Annotated in this window: 1 protein-coding gene; it reads right to left on the bottom strand. The window is 76.7% G+C overall.

Going from position 1 to position 20,347, the window contains the following annotated elements; genetic code table 11:
* Window positions 1–98 precede the first annotated feature (98 nt).
* The gene (locus BCD48_RS26785) at window positions 99–20,285 is read right to left on the bottom strand and encodes a non-ribosomal peptide synthetase (RefSeq protein WP_071051139.1); all 20,187 of its coding nucleotides are present in this window, start codon (window positions 20,283–20,285) and stop codon (window positions 99–101) included.
* Window positions 20,286–20,347: the final 62 nt, after the last annotated feature.

Raw genomic sequence — 20,347 nt, 5'->3', positions numbered from 1 at the left:
TGTGGTTTCTCTCTTTGGTCAGCCGCGGGCCGGTCCCGACCCGGGTCATGGCGTGGCTCGGTTGCGTGGCTCGGTTGGAATGGCTTGGTCGGGGCGGCTCAGCTGGCGCTGTCTGAGACGGATGCCGAGGATGCAGGCTCCCCCAGGCGCGTGGCGCGGGCCGAGAGGGCGTCGAGCGCCCGCGTCCACGAGGCCGCGAGGCCGCGCAGGACCCCCGCCGGCGGACCGTCCGGTCCCACGGACCACCGCGCGCCGAGCTCCGGGCCGTCCGGGCCGTCGACGGCCCGGACGATCAGGCTGAGCGGGAACGGGTCGGGCTGGTCCGCGTTCCAGTCGGCGAACAGCTCCTCGTCCTCGGCGGCGACCGACCAGTCCGCGACCTCGCCCCGCGTCAGCCGGCCCACGTAGTTCAGGTAGACCGTGGGCAGCGGCGTCGCCGCGAGGACCGGCGCGGTCCGCGGGTTGAGGTAGCGCAGCATGCTGTAGTCGGTTCCGCCGTCGGGGATCTGACCCATGAGCGCGTGCACCCGCGCCACCGTGGCGTCCACGGAACGGTCACCGAAGACGGCGCCGTCGTCGGGGGCGCGCTCGAGCAGGAACGGGAAGATCTCGGCGAGCCAGCCGACCGTCCGGGACAGGTCCAGGTCGTCGACGACCTGCTCCTGCCGGCCGTGGGCCTGCACCACGGCGACCATCGCCGACGAGCCGGCGCGGTCCGGCTGGGTCTGGTCGGCCACGGCCAGGGACAGCGCCGCGAGCAGGAGCTCGTCGACACCGACCCCGAACGCGGCGGGAACCGTCGACAGCATGGGCGCCGCCCGCTCCGGCGGCAGGCTCACCGTGAGCGCCGCCGCCTGGTCGTCGCCGCCCCGACCGGCCACGCCGACGGCGTTCGCCTGACCGGCCGTGTTCGCCTGACCGGCCGCGTCCTGCTGACCGACGGGGTCCGCCTGACCGGCCGGGTCCCGCGGGCCCGCCGAGTCGGCCGGTCCGGCCGGGTGCGCCGTCCACACCACGGGCGTGGCGCGGTCGAGCAGGCCCGACCAGAAAGGCAGCCGCTGGTCCGTCTCCGCCGCGCGCGCCCGTTCGTCGAGGCGGCGCGCCCAGTCGGTGAACGAGACCGGGACGGGCGCGAGCCGGGGCCGCCCGCCCGCCGCCAGCGCGTTCGCCGCGGCCGCGAGGTCCTCCAGCACGACCGGCCAGGAGACGCCGTCGATCAGCGCGTGGTGAATGATCAGCAGCAGCCGGCCGGGACGGGAGCCGCCCGCGTCCAGCCAGACGCAGCGCATGGTCTGCCCGTCGTCCGGATCGAGCTCGGCGTTCGCCGCCGCCGCGAGCCCGGCGACCAGCGCATGCCCGCCCGCGCCGTCGAAGCCCTCCCCCGCGGCGAGGTCGGCCGCGTCGACCCGGCGGACCCAGCGCCCGACCTCGACGCCGCCGCGCGGCGCGACCGCCAGCGACCAGGCGGGACCGCCGTCGGCGCCCGTCGCCGCCGCGCCGTCCGGGAGCGGCCTGGCGGAGTCCGAGCGGACGAGACGGGCCCGCAGGACGTCGTGGTGGTCGACGACCGTCGTGATCGCCGCGACCAGCGTCGCCAGGTCGAGACCGGCGGGGGTGCGCAGCAGCACCGGCGAGGAGAAGGACGCGAACGCGAGGCGCCCGTCCGTCTCGGTGCCGCGGCCGCGCACCGCCTGCAGCGCGGGCGTCGGCGGGGCGACGACGACCTCGGCGGGCTCGGGGCCCGCCTCGGCCGTGCCACCGGCCGCCTGCCCGGTCTGCCCGCCAGCAGCGGCGGTGGACCGCGACGGCGCGCGGCGGGTGACGACGGTGGCGAGCGTCTCGGGGGTGCGGTGGCCGAACAGCAGCCGCGGGGTCACGGTGAGGCCGGCGGCGCGGATCCGGTTGACCAGCCGCATCGCGACGATGCTGTCGCCCCCGAGGGCGAAGAAGTCGTCGTCGACGCCGACCTCGTCGACCTTGAGCACCGCGGCGAACGCGGCGACCAGCGTCGCCTCGATCTCGTTCGAGGGCACGCGCCCCGCCACCGGCCGGGCGGTCCGCGCGGAAATCGGCGCCGCCTCCTCGAATTTCCTCACCGCCAACGCGCGCTCGACCTCGCCGCCGACGTCCAACGCGCTGACCGGTGCCGGCTGGTCCGCGGCGACCGCGGCGAGAACGTGCAGCAGCCGCTCGCCGAGCCGGTCGGCGCTGGCGCGGTCGAACAGGTCGTCGCTGTAGCGGACGCCGACGACCAGGCCGCCGTCGGCGCCGGTCCGTTCGAGGAAGTCGAAGGACAGGTCGAACTTGGCGCTCGCGGTCCGCACCGGTTCGGGGCGGGCGCCCACGCCGTCGAAGGCCAGCTCGCCGACGGCGTCGGACGCCGCCAGGTACACGATCATGACCTGGAACAGCGGGTGACGGGCCAGCAGCCGTGGCGGGTTGACGGCGTCCACGACCCGGTCGAACGGCAGCTCCTGGTGGTCGAAGGCGGCGAGGTCGCTGTCGCGGACCCGCCCCAGCAGCTCGCCGAACGTCGGGTCGCCCGACAGGTCGGTCCGCAGGACGACCGTGTTGAGGAAGAAGCCGACGAGGTCGTCGAGAGTGTCGTCGACCCGGCCGGAGACCGGGCTGCCGATCGGGATGTCGTCGCCCGCGCCCAACCGGTGCAGCAGGGTCGCGACGACGGCCCGCAGCACCATGAAAAGGCTGGCGTTGTGGGCTCGGCCGACGGCGCGCAGCGCGGCGACGTGCTCGGCGTCGATCGACAGCTCGACGATCCCGCCGGTGTGGGTCGGCTCGTCCGGGCGCGGCCGGTCGGTCGGCAGCGCCAGCCCGGCCGGCAGGCCGGCGAGCTGGCGGCGCCAGAACTCCCGCGACGTGGCGGCGGGGCTCGTCGCGTCGGCCTCATCGCCGAGCAGCTCCCGCTGCCACAGCGTGTAGTCGACGTACTGGACGGGCAGCGGCGCCCAGTCCGGCGCGGCGCCGGCGGCCCGCGCCCGGTACGCGGCGGACAGGTCGCGGGCCAGCGGCCGGTCGGAGCCCTCGTCAGCGGCGATGTGGTGGATCAGGAACAGCGCGATGTGCAGCTCGGGCGAGCACCGGACGACGGTCACCCGCATCGGTGGTTCGCGCTCCAGGTCGAACGCGTAGGCCGCGGCCTCGGCGAGGACGTCCGCCAGCACCGGGTCGCCCGGTTCCGGCACGGGCCGGCCGCCGCCGCCCCCGGCCACGGACGCCCACTCGACGACGTCGAACGGGATCTCCGTGTCGGCCGGGTCGAGGATCCACTGGACCGGCTCGCCACCGGGCGCGGGGAAGACGGTCCGCAGCGCCTCGTGCCTGGCGACGACGTCGTCCACCGCCGCGCGCAGCGCGGCCAGGTCCAGCGGCCCGGTCAGCCGCCAGGTGATCGGGATGTTGTACGTCGAGCTGGGGCCCTCCACCTGCGCCAGCACCCACAGGCGCTGCTGCGCGAACGACAGCGGCGGGTTCACCGGGCGCCGCGCGCGGCCGACGGCCGGACGGGCGGCGCCGGCCTGGTCCATCCGCCGCGCGAGCCGGGCGACCGTCGGGTCCTCGAAGACCGCGCGCGGCGTGATCTCCACGCCGAACGTCGACCGGATCGCGGCGCACAGCCGCATGACGAGCAGCGAGTGGCCGCCGAGGGCGAAGAAGTCGGCGTCGGTCCCGACCCGCCGGGCGCCCAGCACGGCGGCGAACCGCTCGGCGAGCAGTTCCTCGCGCGCGTCGCGGGGCCGGCGGCCGCCGGCCGGCGCGGGCGCTGTCGGCTCAGGCAGCGCGGCCCGGTCCAGCTTGCCGTTGACCGTGCGGGGCAGCCGGTCCAGCGCGACGAACGCCTGGGGCACCATGTACGCCGGCAGCACCCGGGCCGCGTGCGCGCGGGCGGCCTCGACCGGGTCCGACCCGGCCGTCGCGCCGGACGCGCCCGGCCCGGCCGCGTCGGCAGTGGCGGCAGTGGCGGCAGTGGCGACGGCGACGGCGGCGACGGCGGCTGGCACCAGGTAGGCGACGAGCTGGAGAGCGGGCGGGGCGTCCGGGCGGAACCAGACCGCCGCCTGGGCAACACCCGGCGCCGCCTCCAGCGCCCGCTCGATCTCGCCGAGCTCGATCCGGAACCCGCGCAGCTTGATCTGGTCGTCGGCGCGCCCGAGGAACGCGAGCGAGCCGTCGGGCCGGCGGCGCGCCAGGTCCCCGGTGCGGTACATGCGCTCCCCCGCCGCGCCGAACGGGCCGGCGACGAAACGGCCCGCCGTCAGGCCCGCGCGGCGCAGGTAGCCCCGGGCGAGCCCGGGACCGGACAGGTACAGCTCGCCCGCCACCCCGTCGGGAACGGGCCGCAGCGCGGCGTCCAGGAGGTACGCGCCGGTGTTCCCGATGGGCGCGGCCCAACCAGCGCCGGCCTCGGCCGCCGAGTCCGCGCTGTCGGCCGCCGGCCGTGGGACGCCACCCGCGCTGTGCCAGCCGTAGGCGTCGACCGAGAACTCGGTCGGCCCGTACAGGTCGTGGGCCACCATCCCGGGCAGCGAGCAGAGCCGCTCCCACAGCGCCGGCGGGGTGGCCTCGCCGCCGACCAGGAGCACGCCCGGCCGGTGGCCCGCCGGCCGCAGGAAGCCGTTCTTGACCAGCTCCTGGAGGTAGGTCGGGGTCAGGTCGAGCACGTCGATCCGGGTCCGCTCGATGTAGTCGACGAGGGCGGCCGCGTCCCGCGCGACCCGCTCGTCGACGACATGCGTCTCGTGCCCGGCCAGCAGCCACAGCAGCGGCTCCCAGGAGCCGTCGAAGCTGAACGAGGCCGCGTGCAGGACACGCCGGGCGCCCCGACCGGGACCGGCGGCACGCTCGGCCGGCGCGATGAGGTCGACCGCGTGCGAGGCGAAGAGGTTGACCAGGCCCCGGTGGGTGCCGACGACCGCCTTGGGGACGCCGGTCGACCCCGAGGTGTAGATCACGCTGGCCGCGCCGGCCGGGTCGGGCCGGCGCCGGCGCGCCGCCGGCCGGCGGGCCGACTCGGACGCGCCGTCGGGAAGGGCGGCGTCACGATCCGGGCCGTCGGACGGCGCGGCGTCGAGCGTCCGGCCGTCGAGCGGCGAGGCGTCGGGCAGCGGGACGTCGAGCGGGATGACAGCGGCCGGGACAGCGGGCAGCAGCCTCGCGAAGGCCCTGGTCGTGAGGACGGCCGCCGGCGCCGCGTCGGCCAGCAGGAACGCCAGCCGGTCCGCCGGCGCCTCGACGTCGATCGGCAGGTAGCTCGCGCCCGCCGCCAGCACGCCGAAGATCGCGGGGACCATCAGCGCGCGAGGCAGCGCGAGCGCCACCACCGCCTCGGGGCGGGCGCCCAGGCGGGACACCACGCCGGCGATCCGGTCGGCCTCTCTCCCCAGCTCCGCGAAGGTCGTCCGGCCCTCGGCGGTGACCAGCGCGACCCGGTCGGGATACACGGCGACGGCCCGGGCAAGCAGGTCCGGCACCGTCGTCCCCGCCTCGGCGGCACCGACATCGGCACCGGCGTCGGCATTCAGGCCGGGCAGCGCCCGCACCGGGCCACGGGACACGCGCAGGGCGGCCGCGCGCTCAGCCTCGTCGACGATCTCCAGCCGGCTGACCGGCAGGTCCGGGCCGCGGACGATCTCGGCGAGCAGCCGGACCAGCCGGTCGGCCAGCCGGGCGCCGCTGTCCGGGTCGAGCACGTCGGTGGCGAACTCGACCAGCGCCGTGATCTCGCCCTGGGCGAACCGGTCGACGAACGTCACGTCCAGGTCGAACTTGGCCGTCCCGGCCTCGGGGCTGATCCAGGCCACCGGCGCCCCGAGCAGCTCCCGGTCGTCGTCGGCCAGGTGGTGGTAGCCGGCCATCACCTGGAACAGCGGGTTGACGCCGGGCGCGCGGCGCGGGTTGACCGCCGCGACCACCTCCTCGAACGGGAGGTCCTGGTGGTCGAAGGCGGCCAGGTCGGTCTGGCGGGTCCGGCCCAGCAGGTCCCGGAAGGTCGGGTCGCCGGTCAGATCGGACCGGATCACCAGTGTGTTCACGAAGAATCCGACGAGGCGGTCGAGGGCGGCGTCGGTCCGGCCGGCGATGGGCACGCCGATCGGGATGTCGTCGCCGGAGCCCAGCCGGTGCAGCAGGGTCGCGATGGCCGCGTGGGCGAGCATCGACATGCTCGTCCCGGTGGCCGCGCACAGGGCGCGCAGCCCGGTCGCCACCGGTGCGGTCAGGACGCGGGCCACCCTCGCGGACGCACCGTCCCGGGCATCCGGGCGCGGCCGGTCCAGCGGCAGCGGGATCTCCTCCGGCAGGCCGCGCAGTGCCTCCAGCCAGAAGGAGAGCTGCCTGGTGGCCAGGCTGTCCTCGTCGCCGGGCTCACCCAGCAGGTCGCGCTGCCAGAGCGTGTAGTCGGCGTACTGGACCGGCAGCGGCTCCCAGTCCGGCGCGTGCCCGGCCAGCCTCGCGGCGTAGGCGGCGTCCAGGTCAAGCAGGAACGGGCGGTCCGACCACTCGTCCGTCGCGATGTGGTGCAGGACGGCCACCAGCACGTCGGCGTCCGGGCAGCGCAGCAGGGCCATCCGCAGCGGCGCCTCGCGGGTCAGGTCGAACCGGCGCGCCGCGGCCCGGGTGATCCAGCCAGTCACCTCGTCCGGGGCGCACCTGAGCACCTCGACCCCGAGGTTCGCGTCGGCCGAGTCGAGGATCCGCTGGTAGGGCTCGCCGTCGACGACGTCGATCACCGTGCGCAGGGCCTCGTGCCGACTGAGGAGGTCAGTCACGGCGGCGCGCAGCGCGGCGATGTCGAGGCGGGCGCCCGTCCGGAACGCGAGCGGGTAGTTGTAGGCGTTGGTGCCGCCGGCCAGCGCCTCGACGAGCCAGAGGCGCCGCTGCGCCGGCGAGAGCGGGATCCGCTCGGGGCGCCGCGCCGGGACCAGCGGCGGGCGCTTGGCCACGGTGCGGCTGGCTACCTTCGCCGCCAGCGCCTCGACCGTCGGCGCGTCGAACAGGTCCCGGATGGCGAGCTCCGCGTCGAGCGCAGCCCGGGCCCGGCTGACCACCCGGGTCGCGAGCAGGGAGTGGCCGCCGAGCGCGAAGAAGTCGTCGTCCGCCCCCACCTCGGGCAGGCCGAGGACGTCGGCGAACAGCTCCGCCAGGGTCCGTTCGACGGGGGTGGCCGGCGCCCGGCCCGAACGCGGCGCCGCGGCCGCCTCGGCCGGCGGCAGGGCCGCCAGGTCGAGCTTGCCGTTGGCGTTGCGGGGAATGGCCGGCAGCGGCACGAACGCCGACGGGACGAGGTAGTCCGGGAGGACGGTGGCCAGGTCGGCGCGCAGGCGGCCGACGAGCGCGCCGGCGGCGCGGGCCGCCGTCGGGTCGTTCGTCAGCGCCGCCCCCGGGTGCGGCCGGCCGGCCGGGTCCGCGGCCGGCCGGGTCACCGGGAGGGCCGCCGGCCCCGAGCCGCGCACGAGCACGGCGTCTAGCCGTCCGGCGTCGTCGGGGCGAGGCGTCACGGCTGCCTCGTAGCCCAGGGCGTCGGCCAGCGCGTACACGTCATGCGGATCGACGGCGCCGGCCTCGGCGTCCGCCGAGCCCGCCCGGCCAACCGGGTCGAGCCCCGCCGCGGCGACGTCGGCGGCGACGCGGGCGTCCGGGATCGCGGTGAGGCGGATCCGCTCCGGTCCGCGGGCGCGCACGAAGGCGCCGAACTCGTCCAGGCTGTGCACGTCGACGCCCCAGGCCGTGACGAACGGGTCCGGCTCAGCGCCGGGTGAGGCGGTGGCCGGCCCGGTGCCGGTGTCCGCCGGGCCGGGGTGGCGCAGCACGACGTCGTAGCGGTGCTGGGTGAGCTCGTCGCGGTGGCGTCCCCGCCGGACCCGCACGCACACCTCAAGATCGGCGACTTGGGCCACGTCGGCGAAGAACGCCGGCGCGACCACCAGCTCCTTCTCCAGCAGGACCCGCCGGTCGACGGCCGCCGCGAGCCGGGCCGGGTCGGGGCCGGGCCGCACAGGCGCGGTGGCGGCGGGCGCGTGGCCGGAGCGGGCGAGCTCGATCGCGCTGTGGAACACGCGCAGCCGGCCCAGGTCCCGCACGTCGCCGACGAACAGCGAGCCCCCGGGGGCGAGCAGGTCGAGCGCGCCGCGCAGCACCGACCGCAGGTAGTCGGCGCCCGGGAAGTACTGGACCACCGAGTTGATGACGATCGTGTCGAAGAAGGCCGCGGGCAGCCCGTCGGTCACGTGGGCCGGCTGGTGGCGCAGCTCGACCTGGCCGAAGCGGGCCGGGTCGGCGGCGAGCTCGGCGCGCAGCTTCGCGATGACGGGGGCGGCGAAGTCCGTGCCCCAGTACTGCTCGCACCCGGGCGCGAGCTGCCCGAGCAGCAGGCCGGTGCCGACACCGATCTCCAGCAACCGGCGGGGCGCGAGCGCCCGGATCCGGTCGACGGTCCTCGCCCGCCACTCCCGCATGTGCTCCAGCGGGATCGGCTGGCCGTCGTGGCTGGAGTCCCAGCCGTCGAAGCTCTCCGCGCGCAGCGCGGTCGGGATCCGCTCGTACTCGTCGGTATAGACCTGGCGCCACTCACCGACCTGTTCGGCCTCGATCGCGGCCCGGTCGGCCGCCGACCGCTCGGCCGGCACCACGTAGGCGACAAGCCGCTTCGCGCCCGGTGTCGCCGGGTCGTCGGCCGCGATCACGGCCGACTGGCTGACCGCCTCGTGGCCGTCGACGGCGGCGGTGACCTCGCCGAGCTCGATCCGGTGGCCGCGGATCTTGACCTGGTCGTCGGTGCGGCCCAGGAAGTCGAGGTTGCCGTCGCCGGCCCGGCGCGTCACCAGGTCGCCCGTGCGGTACATCCGGCCGCCCGGACGGGCCGGGTCGGCGACGAACCGGGTCGCGGTCAGGCCGAACTGGTTCAGGTAGCCGCGGGCGAGGCCCTCGCCGGCGATGTACAGCTCGCCGGGGACGCCGTCCGGGACCGGGCGCAGCCAGCGGTCGAGCACGTAGACCGAGGTGTTGCGGATCGGCCGGCCGACGGTCGGGGTCCGGCTGTCGGCGGTGGCGGCACCGAGGGTGTTGATCGTGTACTCGGTCGGCCCGTAGAGGTTGTAGCCGGCCGTCCCGTGGGTGTCGCGCAGCCGGTTCCAGACCGAGTCGGGCACGGCCTCGCCGCCGAGCATGACCAGGGGCGGCCGGTGACGGTACCCGTTCGCCGGGGCGCCCTCCCGGTCCGGCGTCGCGCCGGAGCCCGACCCCGCCTCGCCGGCGGCGGGCTCGTCGGTCCGGTCCAGCAGCCCGGACTCGAACAGGTGGGCCGCGTAGGTGGGCGTGACGTTGACGACGTCGATCCGGTGGCGGTCGCAGTAGGCGACGAGGCCCTCGGCGTCGCGGCGCAGGTCCTCGTCGCAGATGTGCACCTCGTGGCCCTCGACGAGCCAGAGGAGCTCCTCCCAGGACATGTCGAACGCGAACGAGACGGTGTGCGCGATCCGCAGACGCCGGCCACGACCTCCCAGATCGGCTTCGCCGATCCGGCAGGAACCCCGGGCCGCGGCCACGGTCGGGCCGAAGATCTCGTCCCGGTGGTTGAGCCACATGTTCGTCAGGCCGCGGTAGGGCGTGACGACGCCCTTGGGCCGGCCGGTCGAGCCCGACGTGTAGATCACGTAGGCGGGGTGGTCGAGCCGGTCCGCGCGGCCGCGGGCGAAGGCGCCGAGCTCGGCGTCCGACAGCGTGCCGGGGGCGGTCGCGGCGAGCTCGGCCGCGACGGCCTCGTCGTCGAGCACCAGCCAGGCCGGAACGACCCGGTCCGGGCCATCGGCCGGCGCGACCGTGCCGGCCACGACCGTGCCGGGAGCGTTCGTGCCGGGAGCGTCCGTGCTGGGAGCGTCCGTGCTGGGAGCGTCCGTCCCGCCGGTGAGGTAGCTGCCGGCGGCCTGGGTGGTCACCACCAGCTCAGCCCCCGCGTCGGCCACCATCTCGAGCAGGCGGGCGGGCGGATGGTCCAGCTCGAGTGGCAGGTAGGCGGCGCCGGTGCGCAGGACGGCGAACAGGGCGACGACCATGTCCACCGTCCGGCCGATCCCCAGGGCCACCACGATCTCCGGGCCGGCGCCGCGGGCGATCAGGAGCCGGGCCAGCCGGTTCGCCCGGTCGTCGAGCTCGCGGTAGGTCAGCCGCTGGGCGCCGAGGACCAGCGCGACCTGGTCGCCGAGGTCGCCGGCCCGCTCGGCGAGCAGGTCGGAGACGGTCTGGCCGCCGATCGGCAGCGCCGGCGCCGCCCCGACCGCGAGCCTTGCCCGCTCGGCGGGCAGCAGCAGGTCGAGGGAGCCGACCGGCGCGTCGACCTCGCCGACCAGCGCGTCGATCGTCGCCATGAGGCGGGCGAACAGTCCCTCGGCCGCCTCCGGCGCGACCACGTCCGCGCGGTACTCCAGCCGCGCCGTGATCCGCGCCCCCGGGAACAGGACGAACGTGAGCGGGTAGTGGGTGTGGTCGAGGCTGCCGCCCCCGATGATCCCGTGGCGGGCACTCGTCTGGTCGTTCGCCACCTCGTCGATGAAGTTCTGCAGGACGTAGAGGGTGTCGAACAGCACCGGGTGGCCGCTGGCCCGCTGGATGTCGCCGAGGCCGAGGTACTCGTGGTCCAGCAGGTCCAGCCGCTGCCCCGTGAGCCGGCGCAGCAGCTCGCCGACGGTCTCGCGCGGGTCGAGCCGGATCCGGACCGGAACGGTGTTCAGGAACAGCCCGACGACCTCGTCGATCCCGTCGAGCTCCGTCGGGCGGCCCGCGACGGTCGTGCCGAACACGACGTCGTCCGTCCCGGTCGCGGTCGCCAGCACCAGCGCGAGCGCGGCGTTGAAGACCGTGTTCAGGGTGACGCCATGGGCGCGGACGGCCGCCCGCGCCGCGCTCGCCGTCGCCTCGGGCAGCTCGGCGGTGATCCGGGCCGGCGCGACCGGCTGCAGGCCCCGCGCCGCCGGTACCACCAGCGTCGGGCCCTCCAGGTCGGCGAGCGCCGAGCGCCAGGCCTTCTCGGAGGCGGCCGTGTCCCGCTGGCGCAGCCACACCAGGTAGTCCCGGTACGAGCCGCGCGGCGCGGGCGGCGCCGGGCGCGACGGGTCCCCGCCCGCGGCGTAGAGGTCAAGCAGGCCCTCGACGAACAGGGCGCCGGACCAGCCGTCCCACAGCAGCACCTGGCGGTTGACGACGAGCCGGTCGCGCCCCTCGGCCAGGTGGATCAAGGTCAGGCGGAACAGCGGCGGCCGGGCGACGTCGAACGGGCGGGCCCGGTCGGCCGCGGCGATCCGCTCGGCCTCGGCTGCCCGCTCGGGCTCGGGCAGGCCGGACAGGTCGACCTCGTCGACCGGCGCGGGCAGCTCGCGCGCGATGACCTGCACCGGGCGAGGCAGGCCGTCGCTGAGGAAGCCCGCGCGCAGGGTCGGGGTACGGGCCATGAGCGCCTGGCAGGCTCGGCGCAGCCGCTCCACGTCGAGCCGGTGGTCGAAGTCGAACGTGAACTGGGCGGTGTAGGCGTCGCTGGTCTGGTCGAGGGCCGAGTGGAAGTACAGGCCCTCCTGCAGCGGCGAGAGCGGCCAGACGTCCTCGACCGCCGCCGGGAACGCGCCCGCGATCCGAGCCGACTCCTGCGCCGAGAGCGCGAGCAGCTCGACCGGCGGCTGAGCCGTCGCCGTCGCGGCGGTGGTGGCGGCGGCGGTGGCGGCGGCGGCGGTGGTGGCGGTGGTGGCGGCGGTGGTGGCGGCGGCGGTGGTGGTGGCGGCGGCCGGCGCGAGCGCGGCCAGCTCACGCAGGGCGTCGAGGAAGCCGTCGGCGATGCGCGCCGTCTCATCCGCCGCGAGCACCGTCGTCAGGTAGGTGAACGTCGCGCGCAGCGCCGGCCCGTCGGCGGTCTCGACGCAGACCGCGTCGACGGTCAGCGGGTAGCCCACGCCCAGGCCGGGGTCAGGCCTGGCGGCGAGCGCGTCGAACTCCTCGGCCGGCCCCCAGTCGGCCCGGCGGTCGGCGCCGAACCGGCCCAGGTAGTTGAACAGCACCTGGGCCCGCCCGGCGCGGGCGAGCGCCGGGCCGGCCAGTGGGCTGGCGTAGCGCAGCATGCCGAAGCCGATGCCGCCATCGGGCGCGGCCCGCAGCCGCGCCGTCACGTCGGCGAGCGTCGCGCGCGCCTCCGCCCGGGCCGGCGCCAGCCTGACCGGCGCGATGCTGGTGAACCAGCCAACGGTCCTGGCGAGGTCCACCCCGGAGACGATCTCCTCGCGGCCGTGGCGTTCGAGGTCGACGAGAAGGTCGCCATCGACCTCACCGGCGGCGTCATCGGCGCCGGCCGGCCTGCCGCCGGGCTGGCCGTCCGCCTGCCGGGCCGGGACAGCCAGCCGCAGCCCGGCCAACAGCACGTCGGTGACCTCGGCGCCCGTCGCGACGGGAACGCCGGTGAGCAGGGCGGCCGTGGCGGCCGGTGGCAGCTTGACGACCAGGCTCGCGGTGTCGGCGATTGTGCCGACGGCGCCGGGCCCTGGCTGGGGCTCGGCCAGGCCACCGGAAACGGTGACCGGCCTCGCCGGTTCGGCGAACGGTCGCCCGCCCGGCGCGAGCGTCGCCAGCCAGTGGGCCAGCTCGCCGAGCCGGGCCGGCGCGGCCGCCTGCTCGCCGAGGACCTGGCTGAACGCGCGCAGCGAGGTGGCCACCGGGTCGAGCCAGGGCCGGCCGCCGGACCGGGCCGTGACGTACGCGGCCTCCAGGTCCGCGAGCAGGATCCGCCACGACACGCCGTCGATGACGAGGTGATGGGCGACGAGCACCAGCCGGCCGGGCTCGCCGGGGCCGGCGTCGAGCCAGACCGCGCGGAGCATCACCCCGGCGTCCGGGTCGAGGCGCCCGGCGGCCGAGCCAGAGGCGGCGGTGATGACGGCGCGCAGCGCGGTCGGGTCGAGCCCGGCGACGTCGATCCGGGTCAGCAGGCCGGCGTCCGCCGCCCCGTCGCCGGCCGTCGTGTCCCCCGCTGCCGTGCCTGCCGATGCCGTGCCTGCCGCGGCCCCGTCACCAGCGGTGGCCCCGTCACCAGCCGTGGGTGCCGCCGGGTCGATCTGGAGCAGCCACACGCCAGGCGCGGGCCGCAGCAGCCGGGAACGCAGGCCGTCGTGGTGCGCGACCAGCGCGGCGAGCGCGGCCCGCAGCGCGGCCTCGTCGGTGCCGGCCGGCGTCCGGGCCAGGAACGCCTGGTTGAACCGCCGGATCTCGCCGCCCCACTCGGCGAGCCGGGCCACGATCGGCAGCGGGGTGAAGATCCCGGTGGCCGTCGCGTCGAAGGTCCCGGCCGGGACGACCGCCGCGGCGGCGGACCCCTTGGCCGATGCCGGCCGGGCGGGCTCGGTCTCCAGGACTGGCTGCGGCTCGGGCACAGCGGCGCGGCCGGCGACGAGCGCGGCGAGCGCGGCCGGCGTCCGCTGGACGAAGACCTCGCGCGGGGTGAGCTCGACGCCCTCCCGGCGGGCCCGGTTGACCAGCTGGATCGCGAGGATGCTGTCGCCGCCGAGCGCGAGGAAGTCATCGTCGACGCCGACCCGGTCGAGGCCGAGCACGGCGGCGAACACCGCGCACAGCGCGCGCTCCAGGTCGGTGCCGCCGGGGCGCGCCGACGTCACGGCGGTCAGGTCGGGGGCCGGCAGCGCGGCCCGGTCGAGCTTCCCGTTGCCGGTCAGGGGCAGCGCGTCCAGGCTGACGACCGCCGCCGGGACCATGAAGTCGGGCAGCGCCGCCGCGGCCCGGGCCCGCAGCGCCGCGCCGTCGACGTGGTGGCCCGCGCGGGGGACGGCGTAGGCGACGAGCCGGCGCCGGTCCGCGCCGTCCTCCCGGGCGACGACGACCACCCGCTCCACCGCTGCGTCGGCGGCGAGGACGGCCTCGATCTCGCCCGGCTCGATCCGGAAGCCCCGGATCTTGACCTGGTCGTCGGCCCGGCCCAGGTATTCCAGCGAGCCGTCGTCGCCCAGCCGGGCCAGGTCGCCGGTGCGGTACATCCGGTCGCCGGGCTCGCCGTACGGGTCGGCCACGAACCGGGCCGAGGTCAGGGCGGACCGCCCCAGGTAGCCGCGGGCGAGCTGGCCGCCACTGACGTAGATCTCGCCGGCGACGCCGGGCGGCACCGGGGCGAGGTGGCGGTCGAGGAGCCGCGCGCGCAGGCCACGCAGCGGTTCGCCGATCAGGCCGCGCCGCCCGGACGCGGCGTCGGCCTGACCAAGCCGCAGGTACGTGACGTGCACCGTGGTCTCGGTGATCCCGTACATGTTGACCAGGGCGGGGGCGCCGTCCGGGTGGCGCTCGTACCACGGGGCGAGCCGGCCGACCTCCAGCGCTTCGCCGCCGAAGATGACCAGGCGGAGGCCGAGATCGCCGCCGCCACCGGCGGCCGCCTCGGCCGCCATCAGCGCGCCGAAGGCCGACGGCGTCTGGTTGAGGACGGTGACGGACTCGCGGCGCAGCAGGGCGAGGAACTGCTCGGGGGAACGGGAGACGTCGTGGTCGACGACGACGAGTCGGCCACCGTGCAGGAGCGGCCCCCACAGCTCCCACACCGAGAAGTCGAACGACACCGAGTGGAACAGCGTCCACACGTCCGACTCGTCGAAGTGGAAGTGGTCCCGGCTGTCGGCGAACAGGCGCACCACGTTGCGGTGCGGGATCAGGGTGCCCTTCGGCCGGCCGGTCGAGCCGGAGGTGTAGATGACGTAGGCGAGGCTGTCCGCCCGTGCGCGCCCGTCCGGGCCCGGTGGGCCAAAGGAGGTGCGAAAATGGTCTTCCTTCGCACCTCCGGCGGCCCCCGTCCCCGGAGGCACAAGCGAGGTCGACGGCTGCTCGGCCAGGGCCGCGACGACCAGCGGGTCGTCCAGCGCGATCAGGGGCACGCCCGTGCGGGTCGGCAGCGTCACCCGGGTCGCCGCGGTGGTCACCGCGCACACCGGCGCGGCGTCGCGCAGCATGAACGCGATCCGGTCCGCGGGGTAGTCCGGGTCGACCGGCAGGTAGGCGCCGCCGGCCTTCTGCACCGCCAGCAGGGTCACGACCAGGTCGGTCGACCGGGGCAGCGCGACCGCCACGATCGACTCCGGCCCGACGCCCCGCCCGCGCAGCAGCCCCGCGAGCCGGGAGGCGCGGGCGTCGAGCTCGGCGTAGGTGAGCTCCTCTTCGCGCCAGCGCAGCGCCACCGCGTCCGGGGTCCGGCGGGCCTGGGCCTCGAACAGGTCGGGCAGGGTGGCGTCGGCGCCCCAGTCGCCGCGCCGGGGCGCCGAGGTGAGCGCGGCCTGGGCGCACGCGGCCGGGGGCAGGGCGGCGACGGCGCCGATCGGCCGGTCCGGGTCGGCCGCGATCTCGCCGAGCAGCGCGAGCATGCGGTCGGCGAGGCCGGCGACGGTCGCGTCGTCGAGGACGCCGCGCTGGTAGCCGAAGGTCAGCCGAAGCCGGTCGCCGGGGATCACCCGGATGGTCAGCGCGTAGTGGGTGGCGTCGTGACCGTCGACGGCGGCGAGCCGCGGCCCGCCGGCGGGAATCAGCGTGACCGCGTCGAACGGGTAGGACTCGAGCACGAGCAGGGTGTCGAACAGGTCCCCCTGGCCGGCCAGCGCCTGGATGTCGGCCAGGCCGAGGTGCTGGTGCGCGAACAGCCGGCCCTGGGCGGCCTGGAGGTCGGCCATGAGCGCGGCGAACGTCCGCTGCGCGGTGACCGTGGCCCGGACCGGGACGGTGGTGACGAACAGGCCGATCATGGCATCGACGCCGGTCAGCTCCGGCGGCCTACCGGCGGTCACCGCGCCGAGGACGACGTCGTCGCGGCCGGCCGCCCGCGCGAGCAGCACCGCGTGGGCCGCCCGCAGCACGGTGCTCAGCGTCAGGCCCCGCTCGCGGCCGAGCGCGGCGAGCCGGTCGGCCAGCTCCAGGTCGACCTCGCGGTCGAGGGCGGCCGCCGGGCCCGGCTCGGCGGCGCCCGCCGACTGGGCTGCCCCGGCCGGCGCGGCGGCGCGGTGGCCGGCGCCGGGCGCCAGCAGGGTCGGTCCCTCAATGCCGGCGAGCTCCGCGCGCCACGCCGCCCGCGCGGCGTCCCGGTCCTGGGCACCCAGCCAGCGCAGGTAGTCCGCGTAGGGGCGGGCGGCCGGCGGGCGGGCCGCCGCCGTGTCGGTGGCGGGGCCAGAGCCGCCGGCGGCGATGGAGTTGGCGTCGGAGCCGGCGGCCAGCTCGAACAGCTCGCGCAGCAGGAGAGGCAGCGACCAGCCGTCGACGATGACGTGGTGGGCGCAGACCGCCAGCCGGGCGCTGTCCGGCCCGGTGCGGACCCACAGGAAGCGGATGAGCGGGGGCGCCGCCAGGTCGAACCGCGCGGCCCGGTCGTCCGCGACCAGCCGGTCCGCTTCGGCCGCCCGCTCGGCGGCGGGCCAGGCAGACAGGTCGACGACGGTCCACTCCGGCTCGGCGTGGGCCAGGATCACCTGGGCCGGTGCCCGGCCGTCGGCCAGGACGGCGGCGCGCAGGATGGCGTGCCGGGCGGTCAGCGTCCGCGATGCCGCCCGCAGCCGGTCGAGGTCGAGCTCGCCCTCCAGGTCCAGGACGAACTGGATCACGTATACGTCCGGCGTGTCGTCGCCGTCGACGAGGCGGTGGAACAGCATCCCCGCCTGCGACGGCGACAGCGGCCACACCTCGGTCAGCCCGGGCAGCCGGTCACGCCAGCGGGCGAGGTCCGCCGGATCGACGGGCGCCAGCTCGGCGAGTTCCGGCTCGGCCGGGGGCACCGGACCGGCCGCGGCCGTCAGCTCGGCCGTGGCCACCGCGTCCGCGGCGGCGGCCAGGCCGGCGCCGGTCGGGGTGGTGAACACGTCGGCCAGCGCGACCGGCACGCCGGCGGCGGCCGCCTGGGTGACGACGGCGAAGGCCAGGATGCTGTCCCCGCCGTGATGGAAGAACGAGTCGTCGACGCCGAGGCCGGGCTGGCCGAGCACGGCCGCGAAGACGTCCCGCAGGACCGTCTCCGTGCGGGTGGTGGGCGCTCGGCCGGGCCGGGCCGCCGCGAAGTCGGGGGCGGGCAGGCCGCGGCGGTCCAGCTTCCCGCTCGTGTTGGTGGGCAGGGCGGGCAGCGTCACGAAGGCCGCCGGCACCATGTAGCCGGGCAGGAACGACGCCGCGTGCGCGCGGAGCCGGTCCGCGAGCGCCGCGCTCCTCCCGTCCGAGGCCTCAGCGGGCTGGCCCGCCGGCGCCGGCTCGAGCCGGTCGGCCGCGCGGGCCGCGCGGGCCGCGCCGGCCGCCGGGACGACGTACGCCACCAGCGCGCGCCCGGCAGGTCCGTCCTCGCGGACGACGACCGCGCAGCGCGCGACCGCCGGGTGGCGTTCGAGCACCGCCTCGATCTCACCCGGCTCGATCCGGAAGCCGCGCACCTTGACCTGGTCGTCCGAGCGGCCGGCCACGACCAGCTCGCCCGGGGTCCCTGCCGGATCGCCCCCGGCGATCTGGGAGGTCCGCGCGGTCCAGTGGGCGAGGTCGCCGGTGCGGTACATCCGCTCGCCGGCCGCGAAGGGGCTCGCGACGAAGCGGGCCGCGGTCAGCTCCGGCCGGGCGAGGTAGCCATGGGCGACGCAGACCCCGGCGATGTACAGCTCACCCACGACTCCGGGCGGCACCGGCATGAGCGCGCCGTCCAGCACGTAGGCCCGGGTGTTGCGCAGCAGCCGGCCGACCGGCGGTGGCCCGCCGTCGGCGCCGGCGCCGTGCCAGGGGCCCACCGTCACCCAGACCGCCGTCTCGGTCGGCCCATACAGGTTGGTGACGCTCTGCGCGCGCGCGGCAAGCTCCCGGGCAAGGCCCGCCGGCATCGGTTCGCCGCCGCACAGGACGCGCACCCCCGGGTAGGCCTCGGGGGCGGCATCGAGGATGGACCGCCACCGCGACGGGGTCGCCTGGGCGAGCGTGACCGCGCCGGTGGTCAGCAGCCGGGAGAGCTGGGACGGGTCTCGGGCGGCCTCGCCTTCGACGAGGTGGACCGAGGCGCCGACCGTCAGCGGCGCGAGCAGTTCGAGCGTGCTCGGGTCGAACGTCAGCGTGGTCGCGGCCAGCACCCGGTCGTCCGGTCCGATGCCAACCGTGTCGGCGACGGATGAGAGGAAGTTCGTGAGTGACCGGTGGCCGAGCGGGACGCCCTTGGGCCGGCCGGTCGAGCCCGACGTGTAGATCACGTACACCAGGTCGTCCGGGTCGACGGCCGGCGGCCAGGGTCCGGCGACCGCCGCGGCCGCGGGCTCGGGCTCGTCGATGAGGACGAGTTCCATGCCGGGTGCGGCCGGGATCCGCGGGGCGAGGGCGCGTGTGGTCACCACGACCGACGGGGCCGCGTCCTCGATCATGAACGCGATCCGGTCGGCCGGGTAGTCGGGGCCGATCGGAAGGTAGGCGGCGCCGGCGCGGCCGACGCCTGCCAGCGCGACGACCAGGTCGACCGAGCGGGGCAGCGCGATCCCGACGACGGAGCCGCGTCCGGCTCCTCGGCCGGCCAGCCGGCGGCCGAACGCGTCGGCCGCGGCGGCCAGCTCGCCATAGGTCAGCGTCCGGCCGGCGGTGACCAGCGCCGGCCGATCGGGGTCGCGGTCCGCCCGCGCGGCGAACAGAGCCTCCCACGGCTCGGTCGGGCTGGGCCCGGCAGTGTCGTTCCAGGCGCGCAGGACCTGGTCACGCTCGGCCTGGTCGAGCAGGTCCACCGGGCCGATCGGCGCGTCGGGCTCGGCCACCACCCGGGTCAGTAGCCGGGCAAGGCGCGGGCCGACGGAGCTGGCGAACGCGGCCGACACCGTCCCGGGCTGGAAGGTCGTCTCCAGTTCGAGCGAGTCGGGCTGGCCCGCGTCCCCACCGAGCTCGGCCACCACCATCAGCGGGAACTGGGCGGTGCCGTTGTGCAGGGGGCGGCGCTCGCCGCGCAGGTCGCCGCCGGCGGGGTCATGGCGGTGCAGCGCGGCGGCGGCCGGCGAGCGGACGCCGAACATCGTGCTGAACAGGCTGGACACCCCGTCGGAGCGGTCCGGGTTGACGGCGCGCACGACGTCGACCAGGTCGACGTCGGCGTGGGCGAAGGCACCCAGGCATGCCTCGCGGGCCTGTTCGAGGAGGTCGGTGAAGGTGTCGGCCGGTGCCACCGCCAGCCGGAGGCAGACGGTGTTGCCGAAGTAGCCGATGACGCCGTCGGTCGCGGCGGCGTCCCGGTTGACGACGGGCGAGCCGACGGTGACGTCGGTCGCGCCGGTGACCCGGTGGATCAGGGCGGCGTAGCCGGCGACCAGCACCATGAACGGCGTCACGCCGTACAGGGCGGCGAACGTCCGGATCCGGCCGGCGAGCTCCGCTGGTGCGTGGTGGACAACCTGCCGGCCCGCGTCGCGCCGGCCGGCGGCGGCCGCGCTGGGCAGGCCGCTGGCCGCGAGGGCGTCGGCCGCTCGGTCGTCCGGGGTCGGCTCGGGCAGGCGCACCGGCTCGGCCAGCGGGAGCAGCCGGTCCCGCCAGTAGGACAGGCCCTCCGGCCGGACGGGCGGATCGCCATCCAGCACGGCCGCGTCGAGGAACTGGACGGCGCCGTCCGCCCCGGCGTCCTGGGACGTGTCCGGGTCGCGGTCCCCCCGGCTGTAGGCGGCCAGCAGGTCGCCGAAGAAGACGTCCCAGGACGCGTCGTCCCAGGCGATGTGGTGGGCGGCGAGCGCGAGCGTGTGCCGCAGCGGCCCATGCCGCAGGACGGTGACCCGCAGCGGCGACTCGGCTGTCAGGTCGAACGGGCGCCGGGCCGCGCGCAGGGCGATCTCCCGCGCGCGCCCGTCGCGGTCCTCGGCGGGCTCGGCGGGCTCGGCGGGCTCGGCGGGCTCGGTGGACAGGTCGACGCTGAGCCAGGCCGGTTCGACGTCGTCCCGGGATACCTGCTCCAGGTGCCCGTCCGGTGTGACCTGGTACGTCGTGCGCAGGATCTCGTGCTGGCGCGCGACAAGGAGCAGGGCGCGGCGCAGTGCCTCCGCATCGAGCGGACCGGTCAGCTCGAAGGCGGCCGAGATCGTGTACGCGGCGCTGCCCGGGTCGAGCCGCGACAGGAACCACATCCGTCGCTGCCCCGGGCTGACCGGGTAGCCCCGCCCGGGCTCCCGCCGGGCCCGGCCGCCAGCGCCGCCCGTCGCCTCACGCGTCAGCCGCTCGGCGGCCAGCCGGCGGCGGAGCAGCTCGCGCTTGCGCTGCGCGGAGTCGGGACTTGCCACGATGCACGTCCTTCCGGTGGTGCCGGCCTCGGTGGGCTGGGGGGCGGCACGGGTGCGGCTGG

Origin of the sequence: Pseudofrankia coriaricola (assembly GCF_001854805.1) — a bacterium.
Taxonomy (GTDB): Bacteria; Actinomycetota; Actinomycetes; order Frankiales; family Frankiaceae; genus Pseudofrankia.
This window is presented reverse-complemented; position numbering and strand designations above follow the sequence as displayed.